At 75.3% G+C, this 15,567-nt stretch carries 16 protein-coding genes; 3 read left to right on the plus strand and 13 right to left on the minus strand.

Translation table 11 applies throughout. The features are described from left to right. Window positions 1-118: 118 nt before the first annotated feature. The 4 genes from H505_RS0112935 to H505_RS51000 form a co-directional block, all read right to left on the minus strand. Complete coding sequence (locus H505_RS0112935) at window positions 119-748, minus strand: response regulator (RefSeq protein WP_026402335.1); 630 nt, start codon at window positions 746-748, stop codon at window positions 119-121. 118 nt (window positions 749-866) lie between these two features. Next, window positions 867-1,532, minus strand: coding sequence for a response regulator (locus H505_RS0112940; protein WP_026402336.1), 666 nt, complete (start codon window positions 1,530-1,532; stop codon window positions 867-869). Next, window positions 1,529-2,827, minus strand: a complete 1,299-nt coding sequence (locus H505_RS41545) for a sensor histidine kinase (RefSeq protein WP_084550185.1) — start codon at window positions 2,825-2,827, stop codon at window positions 1,529-1,531. Before H505_RS41545 ends, H505_RS0112940 begins: the two co-directional genes overlap by 4 nt. Before the next feature lie 14 nt (window positions 2,828-2,841). Further along, window positions 2,842-3,684: a hypothetical protein gene (locus tag H505_RS51000; RefSeq protein WP_051300613.1), complete on the minus strand. Its 843-nt coding sequence runs from the start codon at window positions 3,682-3,684 to the stop codon at window positions 2,842-2,844. A gap of 26 nt (window positions 3,685-3,710) precedes the next feature. Between H505_RS51000 and H505_RS51005 the strand changes: the two genes are divergently transcribed. Beyond that, window positions 3,711-4,043, plus strand: a complete 333-nt coding sequence (locus tag H505_RS51005) for a sensor histidine kinase (RefSeq protein ID WP_084550232.1) — start codon at window positions 3,711-3,713, stop codon at window positions 4,041-4,043. A gap of 89 nt (window positions 4,044-4,132) precedes the next feature. Here H505_RS51005 and H505_RS41555 read toward each other — a convergent pair whose 3' ends face one another. The 3 genes from H505_RS41555 to H505_RS47590 all read right to left on the minus strand — a co-directional run bounded on the left by H505_RS41555 (window position 4,133) and on the right by H505_RS47590 (window position 6,516). Beyond that, window positions 4,133-5,062: an alpha/beta fold hydrolase gene (locus tag H505_RS41555; RefSeq protein ID WP_051300614.1), complete on the minus strand. Its 930-nt coding sequence runs from the start codon at window positions 5,060-5,062 to the stop codon at window positions 4,133-4,135. Between the two features lie 78 nt (window positions 5,063-5,140). Continuing rightward, window positions 5,141-5,788: a response regulator transcription factor gene (locus H505_RS0112965; RefSeq protein WP_034517810.1), complete on the minus strand. Its 648-nt coding sequence runs from the start codon at window positions 5,786-5,788 to the stop codon at window positions 5,141-5,143. After that, window positions 5,785-6,516 carry a sensor histidine kinase gene (locus H505_RS47590; RefSeq protein ID WP_051300616.1) on the minus strand — a complete coding sequence of 244 codons (732 nt, stop codon included), beginning with the start codon at window positions 6,514-6,516 and terminating at the stop codon, window positions 5,785-5,787. Before H505_RS47590 ends, H505_RS0112965 begins: the two co-directional genes overlap by 4 nt. A gap of 288 nt (window positions 6,517-6,804) precedes the next feature. Here H505_RS47590 and H505_RS0112975 point away from each other — a divergent pair, with 288 nt between their 5' ends. Then, a complete protein-coding gene (locus H505_RS0112975; protein WP_026402339.1) occupies window positions 6,805-8,370 on the plus strand; it encodes a Rieske 2Fe-2S domain-containing protein in 1,566 nt (521 codons plus the stop codon). A gap of 143 nt (window positions 8,371-8,513) precedes the next feature. Next, window positions 8,514-8,687 (plus strand): hypothetical protein, encoded by a 174-nt coding sequence (locus H505_RS49810; protein WP_157432984.1) that lies wholly within the window; start codon window positions 8,514-8,516, stop codon window positions 8,685-8,687. Window positions 8,688-8,699: 12 nt separating this feature from the next. Here the strand turns inward: H505_RS49810 and H505_RS0112985 are convergent, their stop codons facing one another. Genes H505_RS0112985 through H505_RS41570 form a run of 6 tightly spaced genes read right to left on the minus strand, consistent with a single transcriptional unit; the run spans window position 8,700 to window position 15,565 of the window. Then, on the minus strand, window positions 8,700-9,614 hold the full coding sequence (locus tag H505_RS0112985) for a hypothetical protein (protein ID WP_026402340.1): 915 nt from the start codon (window positions 9,612-9,614) through the stop codon (window positions 8,700-8,702). A gap of 31 nt (window positions 9,615-9,645) precedes the next feature. Continuing rightward, on the minus strand, window positions 9,646-10,518 hold the full coding sequence (locus H505_RS41565) for a sugar transferase (RefSeq protein ID WP_051300617.1): 873 nt from the start codon (window positions 10,516-10,518) through the stop codon (window positions 9,646-9,648). Window positions 10,519-10,522: 4 nt separating this feature from the next. After that, window positions 10,523-11,869, minus strand: a complete 1,347-nt coding sequence (locus tag H505_RS0112995) for a lipopolysaccharide biosynthesis protein (protein WP_026402341.1) — start codon at window positions 11,867-11,869, stop codon at window positions 10,523-10,525. Then, window positions 11,866-13,236: an O-antigen ligase family protein gene (locus H505_RS0113000; protein ID WP_026402342.1), complete on the minus strand. Its 1,371-nt coding sequence runs from the start codon at window positions 13,234-13,236 to the stop codon at window positions 11,866-11,868. The genes H505_RS0112995 and H505_RS0113000 overlap by 4 nt, the downstream gene beginning before the upstream one ends. Continuing rightward, window positions 13,233-14,456, minus strand: a complete 1,224-nt coding sequence (locus H505_RS0113005) for a glycosyltransferase (RefSeq protein WP_026402343.1) — start codon at window positions 14,454-14,456, stop codon at window positions 13,233-13,235. The genes H505_RS0113000 and H505_RS0113005 overlap by 4 nt, the downstream gene beginning before the upstream one ends. Beyond that, entirely contained in the window at window positions 14,453-15,565 is a 1,113-nt protein-coding gene (locus tag H505_RS41570; protein WP_051300618.1) for a polysaccharide biosynthesis protein, read from the minus strand. Before H505_RS41570 ends, H505_RS0113005 begins: the two co-directional genes overlap by 4 nt. Between the last annotated feature and the right edge of the window lie 2 nt (window positions 15,566-15,567).

A 15,567-nucleotide genomic window follows, 5' to 3' on the forward strand; every position in this document is an offset into this window, starting at 1 on the left:
GAGGGCGCGAGGGCGCGAGGGCGCGAGGGCGCGAGGGCGCGAGGGCGCGAGGGCGCGAGGGCGCGAGGGCGCGAGGGCGCGAGGGCGTGAAGGCGCGCCGCGGTCGCGGCGGCGCGGGTCAGCCGCCGGCGGTGAAGGCGTCGAGGGCGAGGCGGAGCTCGCCGACGTGGTCGGCGAGGTCGTGGAGGGCGCCCGGCACGTCGGCCGCGGACTCGTCGGGCCGCAGGTGCGCGACGTCGTCCTCGACCCGCCTGAGGCGCTCGTCGAGGGCCTTGACCAGCCGGTCGCAGCGCGCCGACGCCTCCTCGCCGTCCTCCCCGAGGGTCCGCTGCAGCAGCGCCGCCTGCCGCCGCAGCTCCAGGTTGCGGCGGTGCAGCTCGATGAACACCGACACCTTGGCGCGCAGCAGCCACGGGTCGAACGGCTTGGTCAGGAAGTCGACGGCGCCCGCCGAGTAGCCGCGGAACGCCACCTCGCCGGTGTCGCCCGCCGCGGTGAGGAAGATGATCGGGACGTCCCGGGTGCGGGCCCGGCCCTTGATGTGCGCGGCCGTCTCGAACCCGTCCATCTCCGGCATCACGACGTCGAGCAGGATCAGCGCGAACTCGCCGTCGAGGAGCTCCTTGAGCGCCGCCTGGCCGGACGTGACCGTCACGACCTCCACGGGCAGCGCGTCCAGCACGGCCGCGAGCGCGGTCAGGTTCTCCTCGCGGTCGTCGACGGCGAGGATCCTCGTGTCGTTCGGCACCGGACTCCCTTGCTCGCTGACGGCGTCGCCGCGCGGCTCCTCCGCTTCCCATCCCTGCCCGCTCCACCCTGCCACGTCGGCGCGGTGGGGCGACAGCCAATCCCCAGGAAGTGAGAATTTACGGCAGCCAGCCCGGCTTGACGATCCCGGACTCGTAGGCGAACACGACGAGCTGCGCCCGGTCGCGCGCGCCGAGCTTCACCATCGTGCGGCTGACGTGCGTCTTCGCCGTCGCGGGACTGACGACGAGCCGCGCGGCGATCTCCTCGTTCGTCAGCCCCTCACCGACGAGGGCCATGACCTCGCGCTCCCGGTCGGTGAGCGCGTTCAGGCGCGGCGACGGCGCCGGCTCCTTGGCGCGCGCCGCGAACTCGGCGATCAGCCGCCGGGTGACGCTCGGCGACAGCAGCGCGTCGCCCGCCGCGACCGCCCGCACGGCGTGGATCAGCTCCACCGGCTCGGTGTCCTTCACCAGGAACCCGCTCGCGCCGCCGCGCAGCGCCTCGAACACGTACTCGTCGAGCTCGAACGTGGTCAGGATGACGATGCGGACGCCGTCCAGCCGCTCGTCCTCGGCGATCCGCCGCGTGGCGGCGAGCCCGTCGAGGCCGGGCATCCGGATGTCCATGAGGATCACGTCGGGGCGCAGCCGCTTCGCCTGCGCGACGGCCTCCTCGCCGTCGCTCGCCTCGCCGACGACCTCGATGTCGGTCTGCGCGTCCAGCAGCGCCCGGAATCCGGCGCGGACGAGGATCTGGTCGTCGGCCAGCAGCACCTTGATCACGGGGCGTCCCTCTCGTCCGGCGCGTCGCGGGGCAGCGCGGCGCGGACCGCGAACCCGCCGCCCGGCCGCGGACCCGCCTCGAACGTACCGCCCAGCGCCGCGGCCCGCTCCCGCATCCCGCGGATGCCGCTGCCCGCCGGACGGTCGTCCAGCAGCGACACCCCGCGCCCGTCGTCCTCGACCCGCACCTCGATCTCCTGCTCACGGTAGGCGATGCGGACCCGCGCCGTCACCGGGCCGGGCCCCGCGTGCCGCGTCACGTTCGTCAGGGCCTCCTGGACGATCCGGAACGCGGCCAGGCTCGTCCCGGCGTGCAGCGCGCCCCGGTCGCCGGTGACCTCCGCGTCGACGGTGAGCCCCGCCGACTCGGCCCGCGCCAGCAGCTCGTCCAGCCGGTCGAGCCCGGCCGTCGGCGAGCGCGGCGCCGTCTCGCCCTGCGCCCGCAGCGCCCCGATCACCGACCGCATCTCGGTCAGCGCCTCCTTGCTGGCCTCCTTGATCGCCGCGAGCGCCGTCCGCGCCTGGCCCGGATCGTCGTCGATCAGGTGCAGCGCGACGCCCGCCTGCACGTTGATCATCGAGATGTTGTGGGCCAGCACGTCGTGCAGCTCGCGGGCCATCCGCAGCCGCTCCTCGCTCGCCTGCCGGCGCTCCTCCTCGGCGCGCGTCCGCGCGCTCTCGGCCGCCCGCTGCGCGCGCATCCGCACCAGCTCGCCGCCGATCAGCACCACCAGCGCCCACCCGACGAAGATCGTCATGCCGCCGGCGGTCGGCTCCTCCACCGGGAACGCCGGGCCGGGCGCGCCGCGCTCCGCGAGCGGGACGCCGATGAGCGCGGTGAGCGTGAAGAACCCGGCCAGCCCGACCGCCGTCCCCGCCCACGCGGCGCGCCGGTGCCCCGCCATGACCGCGCCGAACGCCGCCACGCCCAGCGCCGTCGGCGCGGGCCCGTAGGTGTGGGCGCGCAGGAAGTACAGGGCCGTGACCGCGCCGACCGCCGCCAGCGTGAACACCGGGTACCGCCGCCGGAACAGCAGCAGCGCGGGCCCGCCGACGAGCAGCGCGAACCCGAGCGGGTCGAGCGGCGTGCTGCCGATGTCCATCGAGCCGTCCGCCCAGGGCGGCCCCTGGTCGCTCCACGGGCCGCGGTCCCGCGTCCCGTCCGACGGCCCGTGCTGCGCCCCGATCGACCCTGCGACCTGGAAGAACGCCAGGAACAGGGGCACGACCCACACCGGCCACCCGCTCGGCCGCGGCCACTGCCCCCGAACCGGCGCGTGCGGCTGAGTGCTCATGCCTGAACAGTAGGTCAGCGGCCCCGCCGCCACGTCGCCCCCCGGGAGACACCCCGCCTACGCCCCGGGACGTACCGCGCGCCCGCTCGAGCGCGGGCGAGGCCGGTCGCGCTCCCCGTCCGCCAGGCCATGGCGGCGGCCGTGCAGAGCAGGGGAGCGGCCGGGAGCAGATAGCGGTAGTCGAAGTCCGTGATGGCGGGCGGGACCGCCAGGAGCGCGACTCCGGTCGTCCACAGGAGCCCCGCTTCGAGGGACGTCCCGCGGCGCCGCAGCAGACCCGCCGCACCGGCGGCGGTGACGAGCCCGAGAACCGTACCGGGCATGCGGACGTGGCTCTGGTACCAGCGCAGCGGCGCGGCGTACGGTTCGACGACCCGCGTCCCCGCGGGGCCGTGCTTGTAGCGCCGGGCGGCGCCGGACGCGGTTCCGCCGCCGATGAGCGGGAAGCCGGCGTCGGGCCGCGACGCGCTCGGGAAATGGTAGAAGGACTCCGTCCAGGGGTGCGGGTAGCCGGACCTCGACCATGAGAAGCCGCGGACGAACACGTCGTAGAGGACCGTCTCCGCGTAGTCGCCCGGCTGGTTCGCGATGGCCCACAGCGCGAACCGCCTCGCGGTCGCGTCGGTCCGCTCCGGAAACGGCCGGCCGTGCCGCCAGCCGGTCGGCGAGCCCTCCTGCCAGATCTGCGTGGACAACGCCGCCCGCCGCCCCGGAGGTTCGCGGGGGCACATGGGGGCGAGTCGCGGAGGCGGCGGGTGCGCGGCGCAGTCGGCGAAGGCGGCGGTGCGTCCCCAGAGGTAGACGCCGCCGGCCCCGGCGAGTTCGAACCGTCCCGTGGCCGAGTGGTGCCACAGCACGGACCGCCGACGGCGGGGAACGCGATCTGCTCGAACGCCTGGTGCAGAACCTCGTCGACAACGGCCTGCGCCACAACCGGGCCGGCGGCGAACTCTGGGTGACCACCCGCAGGCGCGACGACCGCATCGAGCTGCTGGTCGCCAACACGGGCCTGCCGGTGCCCGCCTACGAGGTCCAGAACATCTTCGACCCGTTCCGCCGCCTGCACGGCGACCGCCTCGGCTCCGACCGCGGCAGCGGGCTCGGCCTGTCGATCGTGCGCGCCATCGCCGAAGCCCACGGCGGCCGGGTGGCCGCCTCCCCCCGCGCGGAAGGCGGCCTGACGGTGACCGTGGAACTACCCGCCCACGGGGACTGACCCGTGATCCACTCGCCGGTCCCGACGCCGGCGAGGCCGTGGCTGCGGGTGAGGCCCCGGGAGACACCCCGCCTCCGCCCCCGGACGGGTCAGGACGGCATGGGCTCCGCCGGCGGGGCCGGATCCGCGGCGGAGCCGGTGCGGGGGACGGCGAGGAACTCGATGACGGCGGCGGCCGCGTCGCGGTAGGCGTCGCCGAACCAGATGAGATGGCTCGGCGCCGTGCAGGGGACGAGCCGGGCGTCCGGGATGGCGCCGGCCAGGGACCGGGCGTGCGCGTAGGGCACCGACCCGTCGTCGCGCGAGGCGATCACCAGGGCCGGGCAGCGGAGCCGGGCCGCCTGGGAGGCCCTGCGGCCGACGCCGTCCGGGGCGGACATGACGTGCACGTCGTTGGCGAACCCCGAGCCCGAGCGCATCCGGCCGAACAGCCCCGCCAGAGCGGCCCGGCCGGGGCCGTCCAGTTCGCCGAGCACATCGGCGGCGCGGCGGGTCGTCAGGTCGGAAAGCAGCCCGCGGAGGACGAGGCCGGGGGCGCGCCGGGCGAGCGCGTGCACCAGGGACCAGGTGACGGCCTCGGTCCGGGGGTGGAAGACCGCTCCGGCGGCCAGGCGGGAGCGGCGGTCGGGCCACGGCAGCAGGCCGACGGCGCTCTCCAGGACGAGGCGCTCGACCAGGTCGGGGTGGCGGTCGGCCAGCGCGAGGGCGAAGGGCCCGCCCGCCGACTGGCCCACCACGGCCGCCAGGGAGCCGATGCCGAGCCGCGCGCACAGGTCGGCGAGGACGTCGGCGAACCGGTCGGGCGTCGTCCCGGTGGCCAGCGGCGTACGGCCGTAGCCGGGACGGGAGACGGCGAGGACCGTGTGCCCGGCGTCGGCGAACGCGGCCTCGCCCAGCGCGATCCCGGCGCGCATGTGCCCGCCGTGCAGCATCAGTACGGTGCGGGGCCCGCGTTCCTCCAGCCGGTACTCCACCCTTCCGGCGTCCAGGTCGATGAGTCGGGTCGGGCGTTCGGTCATGGCGCGGTCCTCGTCCAGTGGCCTGCAAGTGCCTGGATCAACGGATATCGCGTCGCCGAGGTGCCGACGGGGGCGGGGTCAGCCCGCGATCCACTCGCCGGTCTCGACCCTGACGAGGCCGTGGCGGGCGGCTTCGATGACGGCTTCGCGCTGCGAGTGGACGCCGAGCTTGCTGAGGACGCTCTGGACGTGGCTGCGGGCGGTGCTGCGGGTGACGCCCATGGCCTTCGCGAGGGCCTGGGTGGACTCGCCGCGGGCGAGGCGGGTGAGGACCTCCCGCTCGCGGGGAGTGAGGAACCGGGCGACGCGTTCGGCGTCGCCGCGGCGGCGCGCGTTCGGGCGGCCGAGGCCCTGGTCGACGACGGTCTCGCCGGCGGCGACGCGGCGCAGGACGTCGAGGACGTCGCCGGCCTGCTGCCCCTTGTGCGCGAAGCCGCGGACGCCCGCGGCGATGCCCGCGTCCAGGACCGGGCGTTCGAGGAAGCCGGTCAGGACGACGAAGCGGGTGTGCGGCGCGGCGGTGCGCAGGCGCGGCATCCAGTCGAGCGCGGTGCCGGACGGGAACCGCAGGTCGATGAGGCAGACGTCGGCCCCGCCGGCGCGCAGCAGCGGCAGCGCGTCGGCGGGGGAGTACGCCACGCCGACGACGGTGTGCCCGGCGTCGGCGAGGACGAGCGACAGCGAGTCGGCGAAGACGGCGTGGTCGTCGCAGATCAGCACTCTCATGGGTGGGGCCGCCAGTCGTCCGGGTCGGGGGCGGCGGGCAGCAGCATGCGGACGCGGGCGCCGCCCATCTCGCAGGTGCGGATCTCGAGGCTGCCGCCGTATCCGGAGATGAGGTCGTGGACGATGCCGAGGCCGAGGGACGCGAGGCCGCGGGACGCGGTGCCGCGGGAGCCGCCGGCGCCGAAGCCGGGGCCGTCGTCGTCGATCTGGACGGTCACCCAGTGCTGGTCGGCCGAGACGTGCACGTCGACGCGGCTCCGGGCGACGCGGCACGCGTTGTCGAGGACGTTGCGGACGGCGCGCCACAGGGCGACGGGGTCCATGTGGGCCCACGCCTCGCCGCCGTGGTAGCAGACCTCGTGGGAGGTGGCGAGCTTGATGCCGGTGACGACCTCGGCGGTGAGCTCGTCGACGCGGATGCGCTCGGGGCCGGGGAGGCGGTCGTCGTCGTCCCCGTCGAGCCGGCGCAGGAGGTGGTCGAGCCAGCGGGTCTCGCCGAGCAGCTGCTCGACGCGGGCCCGGCTGGCGTCGCCGATGTCGTCGGCCACGGCGACGGCCGAGGCCAGCATGATGATCGTCCCCAGTTCGTGCCGGATGTCGTGCCGCAGGCGCCGCCGCCGCAGCGCGTCGCCCTCGGCGGACGACGCCGCGCACGGGCGCGCGGAGCGGGCGGCGAAGTCCCGCACCTGCGCGCCGGTGAGCGTGGCGACGCCCGCGGGCGCGTCCATCGGAATTCCCCGAGACCGCCCGTCGCTCATGAAGGACCCCCGTCCGTTATCACCAGCACCGTATCGACGGTCACCCGGTGTACGCGCGGTGTCCAGTTATTTGGCCGCAACCGTCCCCTGGCTGACCGGTAGTGGTCATGCACATCTGTCGGTAAACGCGGCTGATTGGATCGGCGTCTCGGGCAAGATTGTCGGTTACCCGTATGACATTTCCGTCATGCCTACGGCGTAGCCGTATTGCGCATTACGCCGGGTGCGGGCGGGCGGCGGCGGGGGGACAGTCGCGGTATGCCGACGGTCACTTTTCTCGGACATGCGGGCGTGTCGCTGGACGCCCGGGCGTTCCGCCTGCTCGCGGACCCCTGGCTCGCACCGACGGGGGCGTTTCTCGGGGCCTGGCACCAGTATCCGAGAAACGATCACCTGGACGCCGACCGGTTCCTGGACGCCGACTGGGTCGCGGTCTCGCACGAGCATCTAGATCATTTCGACCCGTGGGTCATCCGCCGGCTGCCGGCGCGGACCCGAATCCTCATTCCGCGCTACCCCGGTCCCGCGTTCCGTGAACGGATGGCGGCCGTCGCGGGTGACCGAACGGTAATAGAGATAGAACCGTGGGAGACATTTCCACTCGACTCCCATGGGTCCTGGATGACGGTCATTCCGGAACTATCACCGATGTGCCATGACGCCGCTTTCCTGTTCGTCGTGGACGGACGGTCGGTGCTGCACGGCAACGACGCGCGGCTCACCGCGGCGCAGGCGCGCCGGGCGAAGCACATGGCGGGGGGCCGGCTGGACGTCATGGCCCTGCAGGCGTCCGGGGCGTCCTGGCATCCGATCTGCTACGAGTACCCGGCCGCCGAGATGGCGGAGATCTCGATGAGCAAGCGGGTGTCGAAGCTGCGGTCGGTGCAGCGGCTCGTCCGGCAGGCCGCGCCGGAGCTGGCCGTCCCGTTCGCCGGCCCGCCCTGCTTCCTGGACGCCGAGGTCGCGCCGCTGAACTGGGTGCTGGAGCAGAAGGACGGCGCGTTCTGCGACCCGGAGGCGGCGGCGGTGTGGCTGCGCGAGCACCTGCCGGGCCAGCGGTTCGACTGCTTCAAGCCGGGCGACTCCCTCGACCTCGACACCGGCGGGATCGTCCGGGACCCGGTGTCGGCCGGGTTCTCGTTCGCCGACGGCGCCCGCGCCGAGTACCTGGAGCGGTACGCGGCCGACCGCGCGCCGCACATCGCGCGGGTGTTCGCCGCGAACCCCGAGCCGGAGCCGGGCCTGTTCGACCGGTTCGCCGCCCACTTCAAGTACCTGGGCGGGCTCAGCGACTACTTCCTGCGGCAGATCGCGATGGTGGTGCGGTTCGAGGTCACCGGCCCGAACGGCGGGACGTGGGACGTGGACCTGTCCCCGGACGGGGTGTCGGTCGCCGAGGCCGCCGCGGACGTCCGCCCGCACTACCGGATCACGACGGCGGGCCGCTGGGTCGAGTCGGTCCTGGCCGGCCGGATGGCGTGGGAGGACCTGCTGATCTCGTTCCGGCTCAGCCTCTACCGGGACCCGGACGTCTACAACGACCACCTCGTGGGGCTGCTCAAGCACGCGAACGCGCCCGCCCTCCAGGCCGTCGAGGCGTACGAGACGGGGCGCGACTGGAGCGAGCGGATCACCGTGGAGTGGGACGGCGGCCGCTACGACATCCCCCGGTACTGCCCGCACGCGGGCGAGGACCTGGCGGTCGGCGCGATCGTCCGGGACGGGCGGGTCCACTGCCTCGCGCACAACTTCGCGTTCGACCTGGCGACCGGCGTGTGCGTCAACGCCCGCGCCGCGAACCTGACCAGCCGCCGCATCGGCTGACGTCCCGGGCACGCGCGCCCCGGACCCCCTTCCGTCCCGGGGCCCGCGTCGAGGGCCGGGCCCGGATGCTCGCCCGCGTGAGCGTCCGGGCTCGGCTTTGCCACTATTGTGGTGCTTTCGGTGATCGTTTGGGGGTTGATAGGGTGCGCGGCCTTAACCGCACCAGGCTCGGCCTGCTCATCGTCGGTCTCGTGTTCGTCGTCGGCCTCATGGAGTGGGCGGCCGTGACCATCGGCTCGGTCGAGGTCCCGCTGCCGAGCAACGCGCCGGAGGGCGCGGTGACCGACACCAACGGCGCCCCGGACGCCGCCCCCTAGCGGACGTTCGGGCTACGGGCGCCCGGTGTTGCGGGCCCGGACGATGCTCTGCAGGTCGGGATGCCCGCCGCCGGACGCGTCCACGAGGGTGGGGCACGCCCACTCCTCCTGCGGGCCCCACGTGTAGGTGATCTCCAGCGCGGGCGCGGGGACGAGCCGGTCCCAGCGGCGCAGCAGGGCGCGGAACTGGTCCTCGGTGGGCAGCCAGTACTGCTTGTCGCCGGACGAGCACTCCTGCCCGAACGCCTGCAGGACGGGCGCGACGCGGTCGCGCGGGATGCCCGCGCGGTCCGCCATCCGGACCATCCGGTCGATCGCCCCGATGTCGCACGTCCGCTTCGGCTCGACGGCCCCCCGGCACGGGTACGGGTCGAGGCCGACGATGTCGACGTTCACCTTCCCCGGCGTCACCGGCCCCATCGGCCAGTCGGTGAGCGAGATGAACGAGACCTGCCCGGGCGCGTGCTCCTCCAGGAAGTCGGCGCGCCGCTCGATCTCCGCGGCGACCCGCGGGCACGCGCCGGTGTTCGGCTCGTCCGACAGGTACCAGCCGTAGACGCGCGGGTCCCGCCCGTACGTCCGGACGGCCCGCGTGAACGCGTCGAAGTCGAGGGTGAAGTCGTCGCAGTGGAAGTTGCCGACCCACATCAGCGCCTGCATGCCGTGCGGGATCCCGGCGACGAGCGACGGGTCCGGCCGGATGTCCACCAGGTCGTAGCCGAGCTCCCGCAGCCGCGGGTAGTCGGCCGGTTCGGTGTTGAGCGCGATGCGGCGGGTCGGGTCGGGGTCGGCGGGGGACGTGCCGGGCGCCGCGGGCGGCCCCGTGTACGGGTCGTAGCGGTCCGCCGCCCGCACCGCCAGCAGCAGGCCGGCCGTCCCGAGCGCGACCGCGGCCACGGCCGCCCCGATCTTGTACCGCAGGTCCATTCCCTCTCCCCCGAGAGCGTCGAGCGGCGGTTCAGGCGGCCGGGCCCGGCTTCTCCGCGGCCCCGGCCGGCCGCGCCGGGTCGGCGAACGGCGTCGCGAGCGGCCCGGGCTCCGCGAGCGGCTCCGGCGCCCGGTCGTCCGGCGCCCGGTCGTCCGGCGCCCGGTCGTCCGGCGGCGGGACGGCGCGCGGGCGCCCGCCCTCCGGGGCCTCCCCGACGGCGCCGTCCGCGCCGACCCGCAGCGGCGGCAGCGTGAAGCCGAGGATGTGCCGGACGGTGTCCCACAGCGCCCGGAACGTCGCCCGCATCGACGGGTCCCGCAGGTAGACGGCGTCGATCGCGACCCGCGCGGGCACGATCTTCCGGATGTAGCCGCCGAGGTCGACCTCCTCGCCGGGCGGGAGCACGTCGAAGTCGCGGAACCGCACCTCCGACAGGCCCGTCAGGCCCGGCCGGTGGTCGAAGATCCACCGGCAGTGCGGGTCGTAGTGCACGGCGAGGTCGTAGGTCTCCGGGCGCGGCCCGACCAGCGTCATCTGCCCGCGCAGGACGTTCACGAGCTGCGGCAGCTCGTCCAGCGACCACTGCCGCAGCAGCTTCCCGACCCGGGTCAGCCGCGGGTCGCAGGTCGCGGTCACGGTGAGCCCGCCGACGCCCTGCCGCATCGTCCGGAACTTGTACATCGTGAACGGCCGCCCGCCCTGGCCCACGCGGGTCTGCCGGAACACCCCCGGCCCCCGGCTCGACAGCCGGACGAGCAGGTAGATCAGCAGCAGCGGAACGCTGAGGAGCAGCAGCCCGGCGAGCGCCCCCGCGACGTCCAGCACCCGGCGGGACCGGGACGGCGGGACGCCGTCGGACGGGTCGACGGGACTGCTCGGCAGGTCGGTGCGGTCCTCGGACATGGAGTCACCCCTTCTCTCCGGCGGCCCGCCGGTCCCGGACGTCCCGGTCCCTGACGCGCCGGAACCAGAGCAGCAGCGCGGCGGTGGTCGCGACGAAGGACACGGACGTGGCGATCGCGGCGCCCGTGGCTCCGTGCGACGGGATCAGCAGCACCCCGAGCACCACCACGACGGCGAGGCCGATGGCCTGCCCGGTGGACGCGGCGCCGGGCCGTCCGACCCCGTACAGGTAGGCCATGACCAGGCCGGTCACGCCGAACGTGACGACGCCCGCGAGGCGGATGTAGGTGGGGACCACCGCGTCGTCGAACACGTCGCCGAACACCCACGGCAGCGCCGTCCCCGCGACCAGCGCGAGCGGCAGCGCGGCCAGCGCGGACACGCCGAGCGCGGGCAGGACGAGCCGGGCGGTGCGCCGTGCGGCGGTCGCCCTGTCGTCCTTGGCGAAGTCGGGATAGAGGACGTAGTTCACGGCGAGTCCCGGGAGCTGCACCAGCTCGGCGAACTTGCTCGCGACCGTGTAGACGCCGAGGACGCTCGGCCCGGCGATCGCGCCGAGCAGCGCCATGTCGAACCGGAGTTGCAGCAGGTCGATGAGCTGCCCGACGTACCCGCGCAGCCCGTACCCGGCGATGCGGCGGCCGAGCCGCGCGTCCGGGCGGCCCCAGCCCGCGAAGAACCCGCCGCGGGCGAGCCGCCGGACGATCCACGCGGCGGCGGCGACGTCGGCGAGCACCAGCCCGGTGATCAGCGCGCCGGGCCCGTACCAGCCGATCAGGATGACCCCGTAGATCGGCAGGAACACGAACTCCTCGACGGCGATGGCGAGGCTCGCACCGGCCTGGTCGCCGGTGCCCTGCAGCAGGCCCTTCCCGACCGACACGAACGTCTGCGTGAACGCGGGCGCGGCGGCGGCGAGCGTGATCCAGAACCCGAACGACTGGAAGAACACCAGGTGGATCGCCGGGCTGAGCAGCAGCCAGCCGGCGCCCGCGACGACCGCGCCGAGCACCGTCAGCGCGGCGAGCGTCGGGCGGACGCGGCGCTGGTCCTCGGCGTCGCGCGCCAAGAAGTACGGTGCGGCGCCCGGCAGGCCCGCCGAGGACAGCTGGCACAGCAGCCCCGGCAGGATCCGGACGAGCGTGAACGCGCCGACCAGCGCGGGGCCGCCGATCCGCGCGACCATCACGGTCGCGACGCCGAGCGACGCGAGCGCCCCGACCCGGCCCGCCATGTTGCCCGCGACGAGCGCGACGAGCCGCCGCCGCAGCCGTCCGGCGTCCGCCCCGGCCGCGTCCCGCGGGGCGGGGTCGGGCGGGACGGCCGGTCCGGGCGTGCGGGTGTCGGTCATCGGCCGCCCCCGGTCGCGGCGAGCGGACGGTCCGCCGACTCCCGGCGCCCGAACAGGTGCAGGGCCGCGATCAGCCCGAACACCGCCCAGCCGTGCCGGTAGTGCAGGGTCTCGTAGAACATCCCGGAGATCAGGAAGACGGCGACGAGCGCGCCGAACAGCTCCGGGTGCGGGACGATCCGGGCGTACTCCCCGGTCAGCGCGCCGCGCCGCGCGATCCGCGCGCACGCCAGCAGCAGCGCGAACACGAGGGCGACCAGGGCGACGCCGCCGAGGAAGCCGCGTTCGAGCGTCGAGGCGATGTAGTCGTTGTGCGCCTCGCGGACGTACGTCTCCTGCCGGTCCCGCATCGCGTTCTCGGTCTCGCCGGGCCCGATGCCCCACGGGTGCGGCTGCTCGGCGATCATGTCGGCGGTGGTGGCGAACACGGTGCTGCGCGTCGCGGTGCTGGAGTCGGTCGTCCGGCCGATCGAGTCGCGCAGCACCGGGTGGACGGCGCTGATCCGGTGCAGGTAGGGCTGGATGTCGACGGTCGCGACGACCGCGGCGCCGGTGCCGCCGACGAGCGCGGCGAGGGCGCCGGTGGCGACCGCCCGGTACGCGCGGCCCTCGCGGAACAGCCGGAACAGGTGCCCGAGGACGAGCGCGACGAGCAGCGACAGCAGGCCGCCGTTGGAGCCGGTGAGCAGCTCGGCGGCCAGCAGGACGCCCAGCACCGCGTACCGGCGCCGCGCCGGGCGCGGCGTCCGCGTGGCCCGGACGATGAAGAAGACGCAGATGAACCAGTTCGACGCGTAGTTCGCGTCGCCGAACGTGAACATGGCGCGCATGCCGTCCGGCTGCTTGCCCGACAGCGCGTCGACGCCGAGGACGAACCCGCCGATCATCACGAGCGCGTAGCACGTCCCGAAGCCGACGAACGCGCGGACGGCGACCCGCAGCAGGCCCGGGTCGCGGCTGAGGTTCGCCACGCACACGCCCCAGAACAGGACGAACAGGTCCTTGGCGAGGGTCAGCAGCCCGGCCTGGTTCACGTACGCCGCGACGCCGCCCGCGATGATCGTCAGCAGGGTCGGCAGCAGGAACGGCCACCGCACCGGCACCTTCCGGGTGCCCGCCCACAGCAGCGTCGCGACCGTCAGGACGACGAGCATCAGGTCGGGCAGCCCGGTGTTGCCGGGGCCCGGCGGCAGCCCCGCCGGCATCAGCATCGGCAGCGACGCGATCCCGAGGGACAGCAGCACCGCCTCCGGCCGCCACCGGTTCCGCAGCGGCGCCGGGCCCGCGCCGCCGCCGGGGCCCGCGCCGCGCCCGTCCGGCCCGTCCGGCGCCGCCTCGACCGGCGGCCTGTCGGTGATCGTCGTCATGGGCGCCGCGAGCCCCCTCGGTACGTCTCGTCCAGCACTGTCCCGAGATGCGCGGGGGAGAACCAGTCGCCGACCCGGTCGCGGGCCCGCGCCGCCATCCGGGCGGCGGCGACCGGATCGTCCAGCAGCACCGCGGCCGCCGCCGCCAGCCCCGCCGGGTCCTCCGGCCGGACGAGCATCCCGGTCTCCCCGGCGAGCACCAGGTCCTGGTTGGACGGGACGGCCGTCGCGACCAGCGGGATCCCCGCGCCGATCGCCTCGACCAGCACGCACGGCAGCCCCTCCCAGCGGGACGCCATCGCCATCACGTCGAACGCGGGCAGCACCGCGGCGACGTCGTCGCGGTGCCCGAGCCAGCGCATCCGCTCGCCGATCCCGAGCCGGTCGGTCAGCCGCGCCAGCTCGCCCGCCATCGGCCCGCCGCCGACCCACAGCCCGAACACGTCGCCCGGCAGCCGCGCGATCGCCTTCGCGAAGACCTCCGGGCCCTTCTGGAACGTCAGCCGCCCCACCGACCCGACGACCTTCACCCCGAGCGGCAGGTCGAGGCGCCGCCGCGCCTGCGCCCGCGACCCCGGCGCCGCCGCGTACGCCGCGACGTCCACCGCCGGCCACGACAGCCGCACCCGCTCCGGCGTCGTGAGCCCCAGCCGCAGCGCCGTCGTCACCGTCTCGGACCCGATCGCGAGGAACGCGTCCGTCCGCTTCGCCGCGATCCGCTCCAGACCTATATACGCGCGGCGCCGCGCCCACGACTGGAACTCGTTGAACGGGAACCCGTGCCAGGTGTGCACGATGCGCGGCACGCCCGCCCGCGCCGCCGCGACCCGCCCGATGACGCCGCCCTTCGCGCTGTGCGTGTGGACGACGTCGTACCGGCCGTCGCGCAGCACCGCCTCCAGCGTGCGCAGCGCCGCCAGGTCGTCGCGCGGCGAGATCTGCGGGACCAGCGGCCCCACCTGCACGATCTCCATCCCCGCCGTGTGCGCGCGCGGGGTCAGGTCGCCCGCCGCCGCGTGCGCGACCGCGTCGTCCCCGTACCGCACCGCCGCGCGCCCGCCGCCGGACGCCTCGCTGTCGATGCCGACGCCGCCGGTGACGATCGCGCGCTCGTAGGCGCCGTCCGGCAGCGCCAGCATCCCGTTCAGCGCGACCTGCCCGGCGCCCCCGTTGAACCGGGTGATCACCGTGGCCACGCGCAGCTTCCGGTCCTTGCTCACGGGCACCTCACAGCCGAGGAGGGTCGGTACTCCGGCAGCAGCCGCCGCAGCAGCAGCCGCACGCGGCGCGCGTCGCCCGCGCCCGCCGCCGCCTCCAGCGCGTCCAGCAGCGCGGGGAGCCCGGCCGGAGGCGGCGCCGGCCGGGTCGCCCAGATCTTCGGGTGCACGGTGCGGATCCGGCGCTCGGAGTCGGCGAACGCCTTCTCCGCGAGCTTCTCGCCGGGGCCGAGGCCGCTGAACCGGATCGTCACCTCCGGCAGCCGCAGCTGCTCGGCGTACCGGTGCACCAGGTCCACGACCGGGACGGGGCGGCCGACGTCCAGCGCGAACGTCTCCGCCTCCTCCGCCAGCGCCGCCGCCTCCAGCAGCAGCCCCGCCGCCTCCTCCACCGTCATGAAGTTCCGCGTCGCCGCCGGATGCGGGACGGTCACCGCCTCGCCCGCCGAGATCCGCCGGGCCAGCCGGCGCAGCGGCGGCCCGCCGTCCAGCACGCTGCCGACGCGGACCGCCGCGAAGCACGTCCGGGTGCCCGTCGCCGCGTGCGGCAGCAGCTCCGCCAGCCGCAGCGTCGCGCCCAGCACCGACGTCGGGTCCGCGGCCAGCTCCGACGACACCAGCACCAGCCGCTCCACCCCGTGCCGCACCGCGCTGTCGACCGTGTGCCGGGTGCCGAGGACGTTCTCCGCGACGCCCCCGCACGGGTCCCGTTCGACCGCCGCCAGGTCCCGCCGCCCGGCCGTGTGGAACAGCAGCTCCGGGCCCGCCATCGCGACCACCCGGTCGACGCGGGCCGCGTCCCGCACGTCGGCGCGCGCGATCGTCACCGCCCCGTCCGGCAGCCCGGTGAACTCGCGGCCGAGCCGCTCCAGCCCGCCGCCGTCGGTGTCGACCAGGCACAGCGCCGCCGGACCGTACCGCCCGACCCGCCGGCACAGCGCCGCCCCGACCGGCCCGCACGCCCCGGTCACCAGCACCCGCCGGCCCCGCACCAGCCGCCGCCCGCGCGGGCCCGCCAGCACCACCTCGTCCCGGCCGAGCAGCAGCGCCATCGGGCTGGCCGGTCCCGGGACGGCGGGGACCGGACGGCGGCGCGGCAGGTAGCGACGCACGG

It is taken from the genome of Actinomadura rifamycini DSM 43936, assembly GCF_000425065.1.
GTDB classification, from domain to species: domain Bacteria; phylum Actinomycetota; class Actinomycetes; order Streptosporangiales; family Streptosporangiaceae; genus Spirillospora; species Spirillospora rifamycini.